We start from the raw sequence: 15,534 nt of genomic DNA, 5'->3' as shown, positions 1-15,534 counted from the left end.
AAGAGAACCGCCCATGGACATCGCCAGCAGCCTCGCCAACGCCGGCAACGGCCAGCACGACCGCAGCGTCAGTTGCCGTTCCTCCGAGGCCACGGCGCGGGTCGCGGCCGTGATCCTGTACCCGAGCCTCGGCTGCCCGCTGGTGCTGGCACCGGGCCAGACCCGCGCGCGCCTCGTGATCGGCGTGAACGCCGGCGACAGCCGCCGCTTCGCCGTCGACGCCACGACCGGACTCGCGCAGGCCGCGCATCCCTACATCGACCGCCATCTGCGCCTGTGCTCCATCGAGCGCAAGCCGGCCGACACCGATACGACGCAGGGCACGCTGTTCGGCGATGGCCGGACCTACGCGAAGGCACGCGCCGCGCTCACGACGCGCGCCCTCGGCCCCTTCCGCGCGCAGACGATCGTGCATTGCGGCGACGGCACGGCCTTCAGCCTCTCGCCCGCGGGCATGCGGCTCTACCGCGAATTCGAAGGCGGCACGCTCTACGAGATCGAGTTCGACCCGCGCACCGCGCCCTTCACGCGCATCGACGCCTCGGGCTTCCTGAGCTTCGCCTGGATGGTGGCACTGACGCCGGCCGAGCAGAAGGCCTGGCCCGGCGGCGATGCGCCCTGCGCGGCGCACTACCAGGACCTGCTGGTCCAGCGCTTCCTGCAGGCGCAGCGCGGCACGCGCGGCGGAGCGATCGGCGACCTGCGCGAGTACGACGTCGAAGCCATCGGCGCCACGCGCATCGGCGCGCCCGGTGCCGACCGGCCGCGGCTGCAGGCCTGGCACCCCGTGATCCGCGCGCGCATGCCGACGCTGCGGATCGCGCACCTCAGCGACGTGCACGTCAACCTGCGCCAGCAGGCGTTGGCTCGTTCGCGCGCGATCCTGCTCGAGGGCGCGGCTGGCGCCGGCCCGCTCGCCGAACCCTTCGCCGCGCGCACCCTGTGCAATGCCTTCCTGCACCTGCGTGCCCTGTTCGAGGCCGTCACCCCAAATCGCGAGCCCGACACCGCCCTGCTGCTGACCGGCGACCTGATCGACTTCAACCGCAACATCGATCCCGCGCGTGCCGGCGCCACGCTGGGCGAACAATGGCGCGCCTTCAACATCCTCGGCAACGCGCACGACGCCGAGCTCTACGCGCGCTGGCAGGACGACATGCAGGTCTACAGCCTGGTGCGGCATGCCTATGCGCGGCTCAAGCTGCCGGTCTTCATGACCACCGGCAACCACGAGGCCTACGAGATGCCCTACGGCATCAGCCCGCGCGTGGGCGGCTGGGGCATGGCGCTCGGCGCGATGGAGAACGCCGGCCGGCATGCCGGCCCTTCGGTCGCGGAGCGCACCGACCCTGCCCTCGCGCGGCATCGCACGCGGCTCGAGGAGGCCAGCCGCTTCTCGTCGACCCGCGCCAACGAAGGCATCGCGGCCGACCACAACCTCACGATCTACGAAGCCGCGCTCGCCTATGGCCCGACCTATGGCCAGACCTACACCTCGCTCAACTACGACGCTGCCAACTTCGATGTCTTCGGCGCGCTGTTCAATCCGCTTGGCGACTTCGTCGTCGGGTTCGGTGGGCGGCAGGGCGCGCGAACGGCGGGCCAGCTGCTCGTGGGGCTGGCCTGGGGCGAGCACGAGAACTTCCAGAACCTCGCGGGCGGCACCGGCAGCGTGGGCGTGGACCGCCAGGGCGCCATGATCCTGCCGCGCGCCGCGAGCAGCTTCAGCCCCGGGCAGCAGGCGCTGTTGCGGCATGCGCAGCAGCTCAAGGCCGCGAACGGCGCATCGCTGCTCGTGGCGAGCCACTTCACCATCTTCAGCTACGACCAGGACGTGCCCTTCTCGGCCGCCGATGCCGGCTTCACGCCGGCCGACGCGCCCGATGGCCAGCTCCACAGCCCGGGCGGCCTCACCGCCTTCAACATGGGCACCTGCGAGCGCCGGCTGCGCTGGTACTTCGACCACCTGGTCCTCGGCGATGGCCCGCGGGTCGACTGGCACTTCAGCGGCCACAGCCACCGTGCCGGGCTCTACCAGGCCGCGCGCAGCGCGAAGTCCAGGGGACGCGTCGAGGTCACGAGCGCCCGGGACCCGGGGCTGGAGGGACCGCAGGCCGGCGACGGCCGCGCCACGCGCTTCGTCGTGTCGAGCTGCGGCGGACCCATCGGCTACCAGAACCTCGACGGCGAACTCGCGGGCTGGACCTTGCGCCCACCCGCGGGCAGCCTGCTCGATCCGGTGCGCCATCGGCTCTCGCAGGTGCGAAGCGCGACGGGGACGGGGCGGCCCCGGCTCGCGGTGGCGCTGGACTACCTGCACCTGATGCATCCGAAGGATCCGCCGCTGCGGTTCGTCTGGGGGCAGCGCACGGAGCTGCTGACATCGCGGCGGTCGCCGGAGGTCGAGGTGCTGTTGAGCGAGCGGATGGCGGTGCTGGATTGCATCGGGGGGGGTCGGGGTCTGGGTGTGCGAGATGGTTCAGGTCCGACACAGCAGTTCGCCAAGACCACGCCCCGTCTGGCATCGGCTGGCTCCATCGCTTCGAACGGAAGGCACAGGAATGCACCTCCACTTCTCCGAGACCGACATGCTGTTGCTGGATCGCGCGATGGCTCCGATCAAGCGCCCCGTCCCGCCACCTGGGCCATCGACGCCTGCCAGCAAGAGCACCGACAGGCGCATCACGCAGCGGGTGCCGCAGGCGTTCCTCGCGATCGAACTCAAGAAAACCCCGTATCGGGAAGCACATGCCCGATTGGGCTGCCGACATGAATGTCGAAGACCCGTGGCTGTTTCCGATGGACATCGGCACGGCGCTGCTAGGCACCTCCACGGTCGACTTCATGCACCGCCGCTACGGAGAGCACGGCGAGATTCCGGACTGGAACTGGCTTCACTTCGCCTGGGGTCAGTCGCCAGCGCCGTCGGGCAATCTCTACCCGGATCCCCGAAAAGTCATCCGTATGCAGCGTTAGTCCCATGCAACGTCGCCAGTTGTTCCGATCGCTAGCAGGCCTATCGATCTCCACCTCCACCGCACTCTTGACGGGTTGTCGCATGAGCATGAAGAAAGAGATCAAGGATTTCGGGAAGCCATTCCAGTATCTGCAGGACGACGCCCTGCGTCTGCGCGAAACCGGCAATGCCACGCTCACGGTGAGCAACGCGTCCTTCCACGACTCGGAGTTCCATGGTCAGACCTGGCGCCGTCTGCAATTCATCGACTGCGACTTCGATGGCGGCTACCGGATACGGCTCGAGGCCATGGAGAACGTCGAGTTCCGCAATTGCCGTTTCTCCGGCGTCATCGAATTCGGCGTCATGACGAACGTGCGGTTCCACAACTGCAGCTCGGGCGGCAACTCCAACTGGGGAGGCCAGGCCGGCAGCACGAACGTGGTCTTCGAGAAATGCCGCTTCATCGGGTCGAGCAGCGACAGGAATCGTCAGGGCGCGATCGGAACCTACGGAGAGGCGAGCTTCCTGAATTGCGTCGTCAAGTGGTTCGACATCAGCGCCGACGCGAAACTGATCGCGAGGAACTGCGACTTCGACGATGTTTCCTATCACCCGGAAGGCGCCCACGTCCTCATCGAGAACTGCAGGTTGAGGAACGCTTTCAACATGGTGCCCGCGACCCTCGAATCCTTCACCCTCCGGGACACGGTGCTCGACGATCTCGACTTCAACGGCGCCGCATTGCGCGGCGATCTTCTGATCGAACGCGTGCGTGGCGGCTCCTTGAGCGGGTGGATCGACGGCGGTTCGCGCATCACTGTGAGGGACAGCCAGTTCAGTGCGTCCGGACAGTCGCACTTCAGCTTTGGGCTCGGCTCTGCCGACACGGCGCACGCGCTGATCGACAACGTCAGGATCCAGGGAGGCAGCAAGGCGGCAGGCCTCGTTTTCGGCACGGTCGGCTCCAAGGCCGAGGGCATTGCCCCCAAAGTCAACCAGACCTTCACCCTCCGCCACAGCCACATCGACCACCTCGACGCCACCTACCTGCGCAGCGCCCACGTGCGTTTCGAAGGCAACGAGTTCGGCCGCCTCGAGCTGCAGCACAGCCGCATCGGCACGCTGGAGCTGCTCGGCAACACCATCGTGCGCACGGTCGACTTCACGAACGTGGAAGCCGACGACGCCAAGGTGCAACCGCTGGGCGCCGGCCAGGCCCGGCTCGAGGGCTCGAACATCCGGCTCGACTGACGCGCGGGTGCCGCTCAGGACGCCGGGCAGTTCAGCGCCGCCTCGGCCCCCTGCGCCGGCGCCTCGCCGCGCAGGAACGCGAACACCACCACCGCGGTCAGCACCGTCACGGCCGCGAGCCCCAGCAGCAGCGTGGCGAAGGCGTCGCCATACACCTGCAGCACGGCGGCGCGGTCCAGGCCCGGCAGCAGCGCGAGCGCCTGCGGCAGGCCACCGGTCGTGACCTGCTGCGCGGCCTGCGAGGCGGCCGGCGATCCCGAGGCCATGGCGCCGACGCCCGGCAGATGCGCCAGCCGCGCCCCTACAAGCGCCGTCAGCGCCGCGCCGACCAGCGCCAGCGCGATACCCTCGCCCGCCACGCGCACCGTGTTGAAGATGCCCGAGGCCATGCCCGCGCGCTCGCGCGGCACGACGCCGACCGCGAGCCCGTCCATCAGGCCCCAGGGCAGGCCGATGCCGCCGCCAATCAGCAGCAGGGGCAGCAGCAGTTCGCGCGGTGCCGCGCCCGGCGCGCAGCGGCCCAGCGCGTACAGGCCCACGGCGCAGACCAGCAGCCCCACGGCCGAGATGGCGCCGGCCGGGAAGCGGTGCGCGAGCCACGCGGCCAGGGTCGGCACGACGAGGATCGGCCCCGACAGCGCGAGCATCAGCCGGCCGGTCTCGGCCACGTCGCGCCCCTCGAGCCCGACGAAGCGGATCGGCAGCAGCACCAGCAGCACGACGAAGGCATAGGCCGGCGCGCTCGCGAGCAGCTGCACGCCGACGAAGCGCGGATAGCGGAACAGCGTCAGGTCGAGCATCGGATGCGCGACGCGGCGCTCGATCGCGACGAAGACGACGCCCAGCAGCACGGCGCCGGCCAGCGCGCCGATCACCCAGGGGCTGCCCCAGCCGCTGTCGGGCGCCTGCAGCACGCCCAGGGTCAGCAGGCTCAGCGCGCCCGTGAAGCTCAGGGTGCCGGGCACGTCGAGGCCCATGGCCTGCGGGTTGCGCGACTCGCGCATGCACGCCGCGCCGATCGCCAGCGCCGCCAGGCTCACGAGCGCGGGGCTCCACATCACGGCCTGCCAGCCGAAGCGTTCGCCGAGCCAGCCCGCGAGCAGCGCGCCCGAGGCGAGGCCGGCGCCGAACGAGGTGCCGATCAGGCTGAAGGCGCGCGTGCGCGCCGCGCCGTCGAAGACCTGTGCCAGCGCGGCGGTGCCGGCGGCGAAAGCCGCCGCCGCACCGAGCCCCTGCGCGGCGCGCGCGAGGTCGAACCACACGATGCCCGGCGCGCACACCGCGAACAGGCTGCCGAGCAGGATCAGCAGCAGCCCGAGCACGAACACGCGCTTGCGCCCGTAGGCATCGGCCAGCGCGCCGGCCGCCATCAGCGTGCCGCCGAAGCTCAGCATGAAGGCATTGGTGACCCAGTTGAGCTGCACCGGGCTGCCGCCCAGCGCGGCATGGATGGCGGGCAGCGCCACGGCCGGGCCGGTGAAGCTCAGCGGCATGCCGATCCCGGCCAGGCAGACGGCGGCGAGCAGCCAGTACGGGCGTGGCGCCGGAGAAGACGAAACAAGAGAAGAAGACATGGACACCCTTCACGCAGGACCGAAGACAGGGCCGGGCGGCGCCGTTCCGGAGGCCCGGCCGACGCCCTCATCGGCGTGAAGAGAAGATAAAAATGATTGAATGCAAAGAGAATTGGCGTACCGATCCACTCACTCCCAACCTGAGGTTGCCAATCGATGGACAGTTTCAGCGGCCTCGAATCCTTCGTGCGGGCGGCCGACCTGCTGAGCTTCGCCAAGGCGGGGCGGCTGCTCGGCATCTCCGCCTCGGCGGTCGGCAAGAACGTGGCGCGGCTCGAGCAGCAGCTCGGGCTGCGGCTGTTCAACCGCACCACGCGCCAGGTGCGGCTCACGCAGGAAGGCGCGATGTTCCACGAGCGCTGCCGCCGCATCCTCGACGAGCTCGACGATGCGCGCGCGATGATGCAGGACGCCGTCGCCCAGCCGCGCGGCCGGCTGCGCGTGAGCCTGCCGACCATCGGCTACCGCTTCCTGCTGCCGATGCTGCCGGACTTCCAGGCCCGCTATCCGCAGATCGAGCTCGACCTCGACTTCAACGACCGGCTGGTCGACGTGATCGCCGAGGGCGTGGACGTGGCGATCCGCAGCGGCGAACTGGTCGATTCGCGGCTGGTGGCGCGCAGGCTCGGGCCGTTCCGCTTCCTGCTGGTGGCCGCGCCGGCCTACCTCGCACGCCATGGCGTGCCGCAACAGCCGGCCGAGCTCGCCGACCATGCCTGCCTGCGCTACAAGTTCGTGACCGGCACGCGCATCGAGGACTGGACCCTGCCGGGCCTGCCCGAGCGGCTGCCCTGCACGATGCTGTGCAACAACATGGAGGCCATGCTCGGCGCCGCCATCGCCGGGCTCGGCATCGGCTTCATGCCCGATTTCCTCGCGCGCGATGCGCTGGCGCGCGGCGAGCTGCAGCGCGTGCTCGCGCCCCACGTCACGCACCGCGGCCAGTTCTCGGCGCTGTGGCCGTCGAGCCGGCAGCTGTCGCCGAAGGTGCGGGCCTTCGTGGACTTCGCGGTCGAGCGGATGTTTCCGCCGCCGACCGACGAAGAGGTCAGGCGGGACTGACTCAGGCGGCCACAGCCGGCTCGGCTGGCACGGTCGCCACGGCCGACTCGGACACTGCGGCCGACGGCTCCTGCGCCAGATCGAACAGCGCGCCGATCCACGCGCTGCCGCCGATCGCCGCCAGCTCGCGGCTGCTCAGCGTGGTGCCCGCACCGCCCTCGAGCTGCGCGATCCGCACCGCGGCCTTCTCGCCGGCCGGCACCATGAAGGGCGAGTGCGTGGTGTAGACGATCTGCTGCGCGAAATCCTGCTCGAAGTGCGCGAGCAGGTCGGCCTGCGAGCGCGGATGCAGGTGCAGGCCGGGTTCGTCGAGCAGCAGCACGATGCCGCCGTCGCCTTGCGCGCTGCCTTCGCCGGCCTCGCCGCCCTCGTTGCGCAAGCCCGCGAAGAAGGCCACGTGGAACGCGAAGAACCACTGGAAGCCGCGGCTGCGCTCGTCGAGCCCGACCTCGACCTCGTAGGCGCTGCCCGGGTCCGACACCAGCGTGTCGAACTCGTCGCCGTCGAGGTTGAAACGCACCTTGAGCGGCCGGTCCTTCCACAGCCGCCGGATCTCGGCGGTCATCGCCGCGCCCGCGCGGTTCACGAGCTGGTTGCGCGTGGCCTGGTCGCCGCGTTCGTGCAGCGCATGCAGTTCGCGCGGATCGAGGCCCGCGGCACGGCACAGGGTGCCGAAGCTGCGCTGCGCGCTCGAGAGATGGTCGCGCGCCTCGCTCGAGAGGTAGTCGGCGATGTTCTGGCGGCCCTGCAGCGCGGGGTACTCGTCGACGAACACGAAGCGCGGCAGCCGCGCGAGGATCCAGTCCTTGGCGCGCGCGAGCGCCGGTCCGTCGCTGACGATCGACAGCGACAGCTCCTCGAGCTCGGTCACCATCTGCGCGGGCTTGTCGGCCAGCTCGGCACCGGCCGCGGCCAGCGCCTGGCGCAGCGCGGCCAGTGCCAGCTGCGCGCCCTCGGACCACTTGAGCAGGTCGGGGTTGAGGATCATCGCGCCATCGAAGGCATCGGCCGCCTGCTCGAGCGGCGCGCGCAGTTCGTCGGCCAGCTTCTCGGCCGCGGCCTTCACGGCCGGCACGATCTTGCGGATCTTGCCCTTGGCATCGCCGACGTCGATCGACAGGTCGCCCAGGCCCTCGAGCCCGGCCCAGCGCGCCGGGCCATAGCCACGGCCCGCCGTCACGTGGCTCACGCCCGAGGCGCGCGGCAGCATGCGCACCAGCTCGGCCTGCTCCTGCGGCTCGAGACGCCAGCGCGTGTGGACCACGGGCGTGTCGGCCGTGCATTCGCTCAGGCGGCGGTGGCGCGGAAAGTTCTTGATCGGGCTCAGCGCGCTCACCGGCCCCTCGGCCGGGTTCAGGCTGTGCAGCGCGCGCAGCAGGTTGGATTTGCCGGTGTCGTTGCGGCCGAGGATCGTGGTGATCCGGGAGAGTTCGATGGGACCGCTGTCGTTGATCGAGCGAAAGTGGGTGATCTGGAAGGACGCCAGGCGCATGCGGGAAAGTCGATTCACAAAAAAGCAGGGCCGGGGAATGTAGTGCACTCCCGGCCCCTTTCCGATTCACGCGCGAAAAAAATCGGCGCGCGATGCCTGGCTGGCGACTCAGTTCATTCCGCAGCGCGCCGCAGCGTCTCGACCACGGGCCGGCGCAGCACCTCGCGCAGCCCCCACCAGCCCGCGCCCAGCGCGAGCACGGCACCGGCCAGCGCACCGGCCACCGGCACGAGCGGCGAGGCGGTCCATGTGAACTCGAACACGAAGCGCGCCAGGCCCCAGCCGATCACCGAGGCCACGATGCTCGCGAGGAAGCCCGCGAGCAAGCCCACGCCCGCGAGTTCGGCGCGCTGCACCTGGCGCAGCAGGCTGGCGCGCGCGCCGACCGCACGCATCACGGCGAACTCGCGCGCGCGCTCCTCGCGCGTGGCGGTGACGGCCGCGAACAGCACCACCAGCCCGGCCGCGAGCGTGAAGCCGAACAGGAACTCGACCGCGCGGATCACCTGGTCGAGCACCGTCTGCACCTGGTTGATGGTGGCGCTCATGTCGACGTTGGTCACGTTCGGGAAGGCGCGCACCAGCGCGTTGTCGAAGCCCTTGGTCTCGGGCGCGCGGAAGGCGCCCATGAAGGTGGTGGGCACGTCGGCCAGCGTGGGCACGGTGTACATCACGAAGAAGTTGGCGTGCAGCGAGCCCCAGTCGACCTTGCGCAGCGAGGTGATGCGCGCATCGTTCTGCATGCCGCCGATGTCGAAGCGCAGGCTGTCGCCGAGCTTCAGGCCCAGGGTCTCGGCCAGGCCTTCCTCCACGCTCACCTCGCCCTGCGCGCCGGGCGTCCAGCGGCCGGCCACGATGCTGTTGTGCGCGGGCGCCTCGGCGCTGTTGCTGAGGTTGAACTCGCGGTCCACCAGCCGCTTGGCGCGGTCCTCGGTGTAGTCGTCGGGCGTCACGGGCTTGTCGTTGATCGCGATCAGGCGGCCGCGAATCATCGGGTACCAGTCGAACTTGTCGACACCGCCGCTGCGCAACGCCTTCTGGAAGGCCTCGCTCTGGTCGGGCATCACGTTGATGACGAAGCGGTTGGGCGCATCGGGCGGCGTGGCCTTGCGCCAGCTCGCCACCAGGTCGGTGCGCAGCAGCACCAGCAGCACCAGCGCCAGCAGGCCGACCGCGAGCGCGCTGACCTGCACCACCGCATAGGCCGGCCGCGCCGAGATCTGCCGCGTGGCCAGCACCAGCCAGCGCGGCGCGGTGGTCTCGTTGACGCTGCGCCGCAGCAGCTTGACCGCGAGCCAGCTCAAGAGCGCGAACACCGCCACCGCGCCCGCGAAGCCGCCGACCGCGATCAGGCCCAGCTTGATGTCGCTGCTGGCCGCCATCAGCAGCGCCGCGAAGCCCGCCACCCCGATGCCCAGCACCGCGAGCGAGGCCGGCTTGAGCCCGCCCACGTCGCGCCGGATCACGCGCAGCGGCGGCACGCGCGCGGAGCTGCAGCACCGGCGGCAGCCCGAAGGCGAACAGCAGCGTGAGGCCCATGCCCAGGCCGAAGGCCGCGGGCCACAGCGTGGCCGAAGGCAGCGCGGTCTCGACCAGGCCCGCCAGCAGCAGCACGAACACGTAGTGCACGCCGAAGCCGATCGCCACGCCCAGCGCGCTGGCCACCAGCCCGACCACCGCGAACTCGAAGGCATAGGCCCACGCGATGGTGCGCTGGCTCTGGCCCAGCACGCGCAGCATGGCGCAGTCGTCGAGGTGGTTGGCCGCGAAGCCGCGCGCGGCCAGCGCCACCGCCACGGCCGACAGCAACGCCGCCAGCAGCGCCACCAGACTCAGGAATTTCTCGGCGCGGTCCAGCGTCTGGCGCATCTCGGGCCGGCCGCTCTCGAAGGAGTCGAGCCGCACGCCGCGCAGCTCGCCCTTCTTGATCTGGGCCTCGGACCAGTCGACGAAGCGCTTCACCGCCGCATCGGGCCCCGCCACCGCGAGCCGGTAGCCCACGCGGCTGGCCGGCTGCACGAGGCCGGTGCGCGGCACGTCGGCCTGGTTGAGCATCACGCGCGGCGAGAAGCTCATGAAGCCCGCGCCGCGATCGGGCTCGAGCGTGATGACGCGGCCCACGCGCAGGCCGGTGTCGCCCAGGAGCAGCGTGTCGCCGACCTTGAGCGCCAGCGAGTCCAGCAGCGAGGCATCGACCCAGACCTCGCCCGGCGCCGGCACGTCGCGCGTGACCGCGCCCGGCGCACCGAGGGCCGTCGCGGTCTGCACGTTGCCGCGCAGCGGATAGCCCTCGGCCACCGCCTTCAGCGCCACCAGCTTGCTCGCGCCGCCCTGCGCATCGTCGGCCCGCGCCATGGTCGGAAAGCCGTAGGTGCCCGCGGACTGCAGCCCCAGCGAGCGCGCCTGCGCCACGAAGGCCTCGGGCGTGGGGTTGTCGCTGACGATGACCGCGTCGCCGCCCAGCAGCTGGCGCGCGTCGCGCTTCAGGCCGCCCTGCAACCGGTCGGCGAAGAAGCCGACGGCCGTGAGCGCGGCCACGGCCAGCAGCACGGCGACGATCAACAGGCGCAGTTCGCCGGCGCGCAGGTCGCGCCAGAGCGTGCGCCAACCCAGGCGGAGGGAAGCGTTCATGGGCGCGACGATAGCCCAGCGGGCGCCCGGGCGGCGGGTTCGAGGGTTATTGCCCCTTCGCCACCCGCAGCGACGGCGGACCCGCCTCCATGCCGCCGATCACCGCCGCCTGCGCGAAACCCTCGCGCCTGAAGATCTCGAGCACCGCGTCGACCGCCTCGGGCGCGCAGCTCACGAGCAGGCCGCCCGAAGTCTGGGGATCGCTGAGCAGCGCCTGCGCGCTGGGCGGCAGGCCGGCGGCGAGTTCGACCTCGGCCCCGTAGCCGGCCCAGTTGCGGCCCGAGGCGCCCGTGACGAAGCCCTCGGCGACCATCGCCGTGACCTGGTCGAGCAGCGGCACCTTCGGCCATTCGACGACGGCCGAGAGCTTCGCGCCGCGCGCGAGCTCGAGCGCATGCCCCGCGAGGCCGAAGCCCGTGACGTCGGTCAGCGCATGCACGCCCTCGAGCGCCGAGAGCGCGATGCCGGGGGTGTTGAGCTTCGTCGTGTTCTCGATCAGCTGGCGGTAGCCGGTCTCGGACAGCTGCTCCTTCTTGAGCGCGGCCGACAGCACGCCGACGCCCAGCGGCTTGCCCAGCACCAGCACGTCGCCCGCCTTCGCGTCGGCATTGCGCCGCACGCGGTGGGGATGCACCAGGCCCATGGCGACCAGCCCGTAGATCGGCTCGACCGAATCGATGGTGTGGCCGCCCGCGATCGGAATGCCGGCGGCGCGGCAGACGTCCTGGCCGCCACGCACGATCTCGGCGATCACTTCCACCGGCAGCTGGTTGATCGGCATCGCGAGGATGGCCAGCGCCATGATCGGCCGTCCGCCCATGGCGTAGACGTCGCTGATGGCATTGGTGGCCGCGATGCGCCCGAATTCGTAGGGATCGTCCACGATCGGCATGAAGAAATCGGTGGTGGCGATCAGTGCCTGCTCGTCGTTGAGCCTGTAGACTGCCGCGTCGTCGGCGGTCTCGATGCCCACCATGAGCTCGGGCGGAATCAGTCCCCCCGCATGGTTCTTGAGGATTTGCGACAGCACCCCGGGTGCGATCTTGCAACCGCAGCCGCCACCATGCGAGAAGCTGGTGAGCCGCAGCGGCGCCAGCGGATTCAGGGGCCTGGAAGATGCAGCATCGGTCATGGCAGCGCGTCAATCGATGAATGAGACAAGGCGAGATTATCGAAGCCTCGACCGCAAGCCGCCCGCGCCCCCGCTGACGACCCATTTCGATTCACCAAAGGCCACGCCCATGAAAACTCCCGCTCGCATCGCCCTCGCGCTCACGCTCTCCCTCGCCGCCGTCGGCGCCTTCGCCCAGGGCGTGCTGCGCGTCTCGGCCATTCCCGACGAGGCGCCGACCGAGCTGCAGCGCAAGTTCACGCCGCTGGGCGACTACCTCAAGAAGGAAACCGGCATGGACGTGCAGTTCACGCCCGTGACCGACTACGCCGCCGTGGTCGAGGGCCTGGCGACGAACAAGATCGACCTCGCCTGGCTCGGCGGCTTCACCTTCGTGCAGGCGCGCATCCGCACCAACGGCGGCGCCGTGCCGATCGTGCAGCGCGCCGAGGACGAGGTCTTCACCAGCAAGTTCATCGTGCCGCTGGACAGCAGCGCGAAGACGCTCGCGGACCTCAAGGGCAAGACCTTCGCGTTCGGCGCGCCCTCCTCCACCTCGGGCAGCCTGATGCCGCGCTACTTCCTGCTGCAGGCCGGCATCAATCCCGAGAAGGACTTCAAGACGGTCGCGTTCTCGGGCGCGCACGATGCCACCGTGGCCTTCGTGGCCGCCTCGCGCGCCGAGGCCGGCGTGCTCAACGCCTCGGTGTGGGACAAGCTGGTGGAAGCCAAGAACCCGAACGCGCTCAAGGTGCGCGTGCTCGCGACCACGCCGACCTACTACGACTACAACTGGACCGTGCGCCCGGGCCTCGACGCGGCGCTCACGAAGAAGCTCACCGACGCCTTCCTCAAGCTCGATCCGGCCAATCCGGCGCACAAGGAGATCATGGCGCTGCAGCGCGCGAGCAAGTTCATCCCGACCAAGTCGTCGAACTACGACGGCATCGAGACGGCGGGCAAATCGGCCGGCCTGATCAAGTAAGCACCAGAGAGAGAAAGCGCGCATGGGTTTCTCGCTCGACGGCGTGGGCGTGGTGCACCCCAACGGCCAGCGCGCGCTGGCCGGGGTGAAGCTCGCGGCGCGCGACGGCGAACGCCTCGCGGTCATCGGGCCCTCGGGCGCGGGCAAGACCACGCTGCTGCGCGTGCTCGGGGCCGCGCTGCGACCCGGCGAAGGCGAGGTGCGAACGCTCGACGCGCAGCCCTGGCAACTGCCGGCCGGTGCGCTGAAGCAATTGCGCGCGCGCATCGCCACCGTGCACCAGGCACCGCCGATCGCGCCGCGGCTGCGCGTGGTCACGGCCGTGCTCGCGGGCCGGCTGGGCCAGTGGTCGAGCTGGCGCGCGCTGGCCTCGCTGTTCCATCCTTCCGACATGGCCGGCGCGCACGAGGTGCTGGCGCGCCTGTCGCTCGAGGACCGCCTGTTCGAGCGCTGCGACCGCCTTTCGGGCGGACAGTTGCAGCGCGTGGGCATCGCACGCGCGCTCTACCAGCGGCCGGCGCTGCTGCTGGCCGACGAGCCCGTCTCCGCGCTCGACCCCACGCTGGCCGATGCCGCCGTGGGCCAGCTGGTCGCGCAGAGCGAAAGCACGGGCGCCACGCTGGTCGCCTCGCTGCATGCGGTGGACCTGGCGCTGCACTGGTTTCCGCGCGTGGTCGGCATGCGCAACGGGCAGCTGATGTTCGACCTGCCGACCGCCGAGCTCACGCCCGTGCTGCTCGACGCGCTCTATGCCAGCGAGGGCGGCGTGGCCTTGCAGCGCGCGCCGCAACCGGTCGCGGCCGAGGCGGCCTTCCAGCGGCCGGGCTGCGCTTGAGCGCGAACGCCATCCACCGCGATCCGCAGGCGCGGCGCCGGCTCGGCTTCGGGCTCGCCGCGCTGGTCGTCGCCTGGCCGATGCTGACGCTGGCCGAGTTCAAGCCCTGGGCGCTGTTCGACGGCGGCAACCTCGCGGTGATCGGCGGCTTTCTCGCGGGCTTCCTTCCGCCCGATGGCTCGCCCGCCTTTCTCGCGCTGCTCGCCAAGGCCACGCTCGAGACGCTGGCCATGGCCACGGCCGGCACCGCGCTCGCGCTGCTGATCGGCGCGCCGCTGGCCTTCGTGACGACGCGCGCGCTGTCGATCTCGCGCATCGGCCCCGGCCCGGGCCGCGTGCGCGCGGGCATCGTGCGGCAGGCGGCGCGCTGGCTGCTGATGGTGCTGCGCGCGATTCCCGAGATCGTCTGGGCGCTGCTGTTCGTGCGCGCGCTGGGCCTGGGCCCCGCGGCCGGCGTGCTGGCGCTGGCCATCACCTATGGCGGCATGCTCGGCAAGGTCTACGCCGAGATCCTCGAATCGACCGACACCCGCCCCGCGCGCGCACTGCTCGAGGCCGGCAGCGGCCGGCTCGCGGCGCTGTGCTATGGCCTCTTGCCGCACACGGCGCAGGAGCTGGCCTCGTACACCGTGTACCGCTGGGAGTGCGCGGTGCGCGCCTCGGTGGTGATGGGCTTCGTCGGCGCGGGCGGGCTGGGCCAGCTGATGGACCAGTCGATGAAGATGCTCAACGGCGGCGAGGCCAGCAGCATCCTGCTGGTGTTCCTGCTGCTGGTGCTGCTGGCGGACGTGCTGAGCAACGCGCTGCGCAGGCTGCTGGCATGAATCTGCCGCCACGCCCTCTCCCGTGCCTGCGCTGCCGCATCGCGCTGCTGCTGATCGCGGCGGCGGTGGTCGCGAGCTTCGTCTACCTCGGCATCGATTACCGCGCGCTGGGCTCGGCCGAGTCGCTCGCGCTCATGGGCAAGTTCATCGCGGAGTCTTCCCGCCCCGACCTCTCGGGCGGCTTCCTCGCCAAGGTCGGCCACGGCGCGCTGCAAACGCTCGCGGTGTCGGCGCTGGGCACCGTGCTCGCGGCGCTGGCGGGCACCCTGCTCGCACTGCCCGCTTCCGGCCGCGCCGGCTGGCTGCCGCGCCACACGGCGCGCTTCATCCTCAACCTGCTGCGCAGCGTGCCCGAGCTGGTCTGGGCCGCGCTGATGGTGCTGGCCGCGGGCATCGGGCCCTTCGCGGGCGCGCTGGCGCTGGCGCTGCACACCACGGGCGTGCTGGGCCGCCTGTTCGCCGAGGCGCTCGAGAACGCGCCGCGCGAGCCCGAGCATGCGCTGACGCTCTCGGGCGCCGGCCCGGTCGCGGCCTTCAGCTATGCCAGCCTGCCGATCGTGCTGCCGCAGTGGGTGGCCTACACGCTCTACCGCTGGGAGATGAACATCCGCATGGCCGCGGTGCTGGGCTTCGTGGGCGGCGGCGGGCTCGGGCAACTGCTGTACTTCCACCTCTCGATCTTCCAGCAGCAGCAGGCGATGACGGTGCTGCTCGCGATGTTCGTGCTGGTCACGCTGGTGGACTTCGCGAGCGCTCGCTTGCGCCGGGGACTCGGTCCCGCCTACGCCTGAAGCCGCGGGGCGACAATCG

General features: G+C 70.9%; 11 protein-coding genes and 1 pseudogene. 8 read left to right on the top strand and 4 right to left on the bottom strand.

Translation table 11 applies throughout. From position 1 onward, the window contains the following. Positions 1–13: 13 nt before the first annotated feature. The 3 genes from ACHMXE_RS18050 (at position 14) to ACHMXE_RS18040 (ending at position 4,210) form a co-directional block, all read left to right on the top strand. The gene (locus tag ACHMXE_RS18050) at positions 14–2,773 is read left to right on the top strand and encodes a metallophosphoesterase (RefSeq protein ID WP_395350451.1); all 2,760 of its coding nucleotides are present in this window, start codon (positions 14–16) and stop codon (positions 2,771–2,773) included. Further along, complete coding sequence (locus ACHMXE_RS18045) at positions 2,770–2,976, top strand: hypothetical protein (RefSeq protein WP_395350450.1); 207 nt, start codon at positions 2,770–2,772, stop codon at positions 2,974–2,976. The genes ACHMXE_RS18050 and ACHMXE_RS18045 overlap by 4 nt, the downstream gene beginning before the upstream one ends. Positions 2,977–3,058: 82 nt before the next feature. Further along, complete coding sequence (locus ACHMXE_RS18040; RefSeq protein WP_395350448.1) at positions 3,059–4,210, top strand: hypothetical protein; 1,152 nt, start codon at positions 3,059–3,061, stop codon at positions 4,208–4,210. A 14-nt stretch (positions 4,211–4,224) separates the two neighbouring features. Here ACHMXE_RS18040 and ACHMXE_RS18035 read toward each other — a convergent pair whose 3' ends face one another. Further along, positions 4,225–5,784 carry an MFS transporter gene (locus tag ACHMXE_RS18035; protein ID WP_395350446.1) on the bottom strand — a complete coding sequence of 520 codons (1,560 nt, stop codon included), beginning with the start codon at positions 5,782–5,784 and terminating at the stop codon, positions 4,225–4,227. 156 nt (positions 5,785–5,940) lie between these two features. On the opposite strand from ACHMXE_RS18035, the gene ACHMXE_RS18030 reads away from it, so the two are divergent. Continuing rightward, positions 5,941–6,846 carry a LysR family transcriptional regulator gene (locus ACHMXE_RS18030; protein ID WP_395350444.1) on the top strand — a complete coding sequence of 302 codons (906 nt, stop codon included), beginning with the start codon at positions 5,941–5,943 and terminating at the stop codon, positions 6,844–6,846. Between the two features lies 1 nt (position 6,847). On the opposite strand, the gene ACHMXE_RS18025 is transcribed toward ACHMXE_RS18030, so the two are convergent. From ACHMXE_RS18025 to selD, 3 genes and pseudogenes are all read right to left on the bottom strand, one after another. Then, positions 6,848–8,338, bottom strand: coding sequence for an AAA family ATPase (locus ACHMXE_RS18025; RefSeq protein WP_395350442.1), 1,491 nt, complete (start codon positions 8,336–8,338; stop codon positions 6,848–6,850). 113 nt (positions 8,339–8,451) lie between these two features. Beyond that, positions 8,452–10,969: pseudogene (locus tag ACHMXE_RS18020) on the bottom strand (ABC transporter permease). 46 nt (positions 10,970–11,015) lie between these two features. Continuing rightward, a complete protein-coding gene (gene selD / locus ACHMXE_RS18015; RefSeq protein ID WP_395350440.1) occupies positions 11,016–12,101 on the bottom strand; it encodes a selenide, water dikinase SelD in 1,086 nt (361 codons plus the stop codon). Positions 12,102–12,210: 109 nt separating this feature from the next. On the opposite strand from selD, the gene ACHMXE_RS18010 reads away from it, so the two are divergent. The 4 genes from ACHMXE_RS18010 to phnE are packed head-to-tail and all read left to right on the top strand — an operon-like array spanning position 12,211 to position 15,515. Then, positions 12,211–13,065 carry a putative selenate ABC transporter substrate-binding protein gene (locus ACHMXE_RS18010; protein WP_395350439.1) on the top strand — a complete coding sequence of 285 codons (855 nt, stop codon included), beginning with the start codon at positions 12,211–12,213 and terminating at the stop codon, positions 13,063–13,065. Between the two features lie 22 nt (positions 13,066–13,087). After that, positions 13,088–13,900: a phosphonate ABC transporter ATP-binding protein gene (locus tag ACHMXE_RS18005; protein WP_395350437.1), complete on the top strand. Its 813-nt coding sequence runs from the start codon at positions 13,088–13,090 to the stop codon at positions 13,898–13,900. Then, positions 13,897–14,724 carry a PhnE/PtxC family ABC transporter permease gene (locus ACHMXE_RS18000; RefSeq protein ID WP_395350434.1) on the top strand — a complete coding sequence of 276 codons (828 nt, stop codon included), beginning with the start codon at positions 13,897–13,899 and terminating at the stop codon, positions 14,722–14,724. Before ACHMXE_RS18005 ends, ACHMXE_RS18000 begins: the two co-directional genes overlap by 4 nt. Next, positions 14,721–15,515 (top strand): phosphonate ABC transporter, permease protein PhnE, encoded by a 795-nt coding sequence (gene phnE / locus ACHMXE_RS17995; RefSeq protein WP_395350432.1) that lies wholly within the window; start codon positions 14,721–14,723, stop codon positions 15,513–15,515. Before ACHMXE_RS18000 ends, phnE begins: the two co-directional genes overlap by 4 nt. The last annotated feature ends 19 nt before the right edge of the window (positions 15,516–15,534 follow it).

The organism is Variovorax sp. UC122_21 (assembly GCF_044056785.1).
GTDB lineage: Bacteria > Pseudomonadota > Gammaproteobacteria > Burkholderiales > Burkholderiaceae_C > Variovorax.
The sequence above is the reverse complement of the archived record's forward strand: the minus strand, read 5'-3'. Positions and strand labels throughout refer to the sequence as shown.

Excerpts from the sequence above, each read along its gene's own strand:
- ACHMXE_RS18050 (WP_395350451.1), top strand. The coding sequence starts at position 14 with ATGGACATCGCCAGCAGCCTCGCCAACGCCGGCAACGGCCAGCACGAC.
- ACHMXE_RS18045 (WP_395350450.1), top strand. The coding sequence starts at position 2,770 with ATGAATGTCGAAGACCCGTGGCTGTTTCCGATGGACATCGGCACGGCG.
- ACHMXE_RS18040 (WP_395350448.1), top strand. The coding sequence starts at position 3,059 with ATGAGCATGAAGAAAGAGATCAAGGATTTCGGGAAGCCATTCCAGTAT.
- ACHMXE_RS18035 (WP_395350446.1), bottom strand. The coding sequence starts at position 5,784 with ATGTCTTCTTCTCTTGTTTCGTCTTCTCCGGCGCCACGCCCGTACTGG.
- ACHMXE_RS18030 (WP_395350444.1), top strand. The coding sequence starts at position 5,941 with ATGGACAGTTTCAGCGGCCTCGAATCCTTCGTGCGGGCGGCCGACCTG.
- ACHMXE_RS18025 (WP_395350442.1), bottom strand. The coding sequence starts at position 8,338 with ATGCGCCTGGCGTCCTTCCAGATCACCCACTTTCGCTCGATCAACGAC.
- selD (WP_395350440.1), bottom strand. The coding sequence starts at position 12,101 with ATGACCGATGCTGCATCTTCCAGGCCCCTGAATCCGCTGGCGCCGCTG.
- ACHMXE_RS18010 (WP_395350439.1), top strand. The coding sequence starts at position 12,211 with ATGAAAACTCCCGCTCGCATCGCCCTCGCGCTCACGCTCTCCCTCGCC.
- ACHMXE_RS18005 (WP_395350437.1), top strand. The coding sequence starts at position 13,088 with ATGGGTTTCTCGCTCGACGGCGTGGGCGTGGTGCACCCCAACGGCCAG.
- phnE (WP_395350432.1), top strand. The coding sequence starts at position 14,721 with ATGAATCTGCCGCCACGCCCTCTCCCGTGCCTGCGCTGCCGCATCGCG.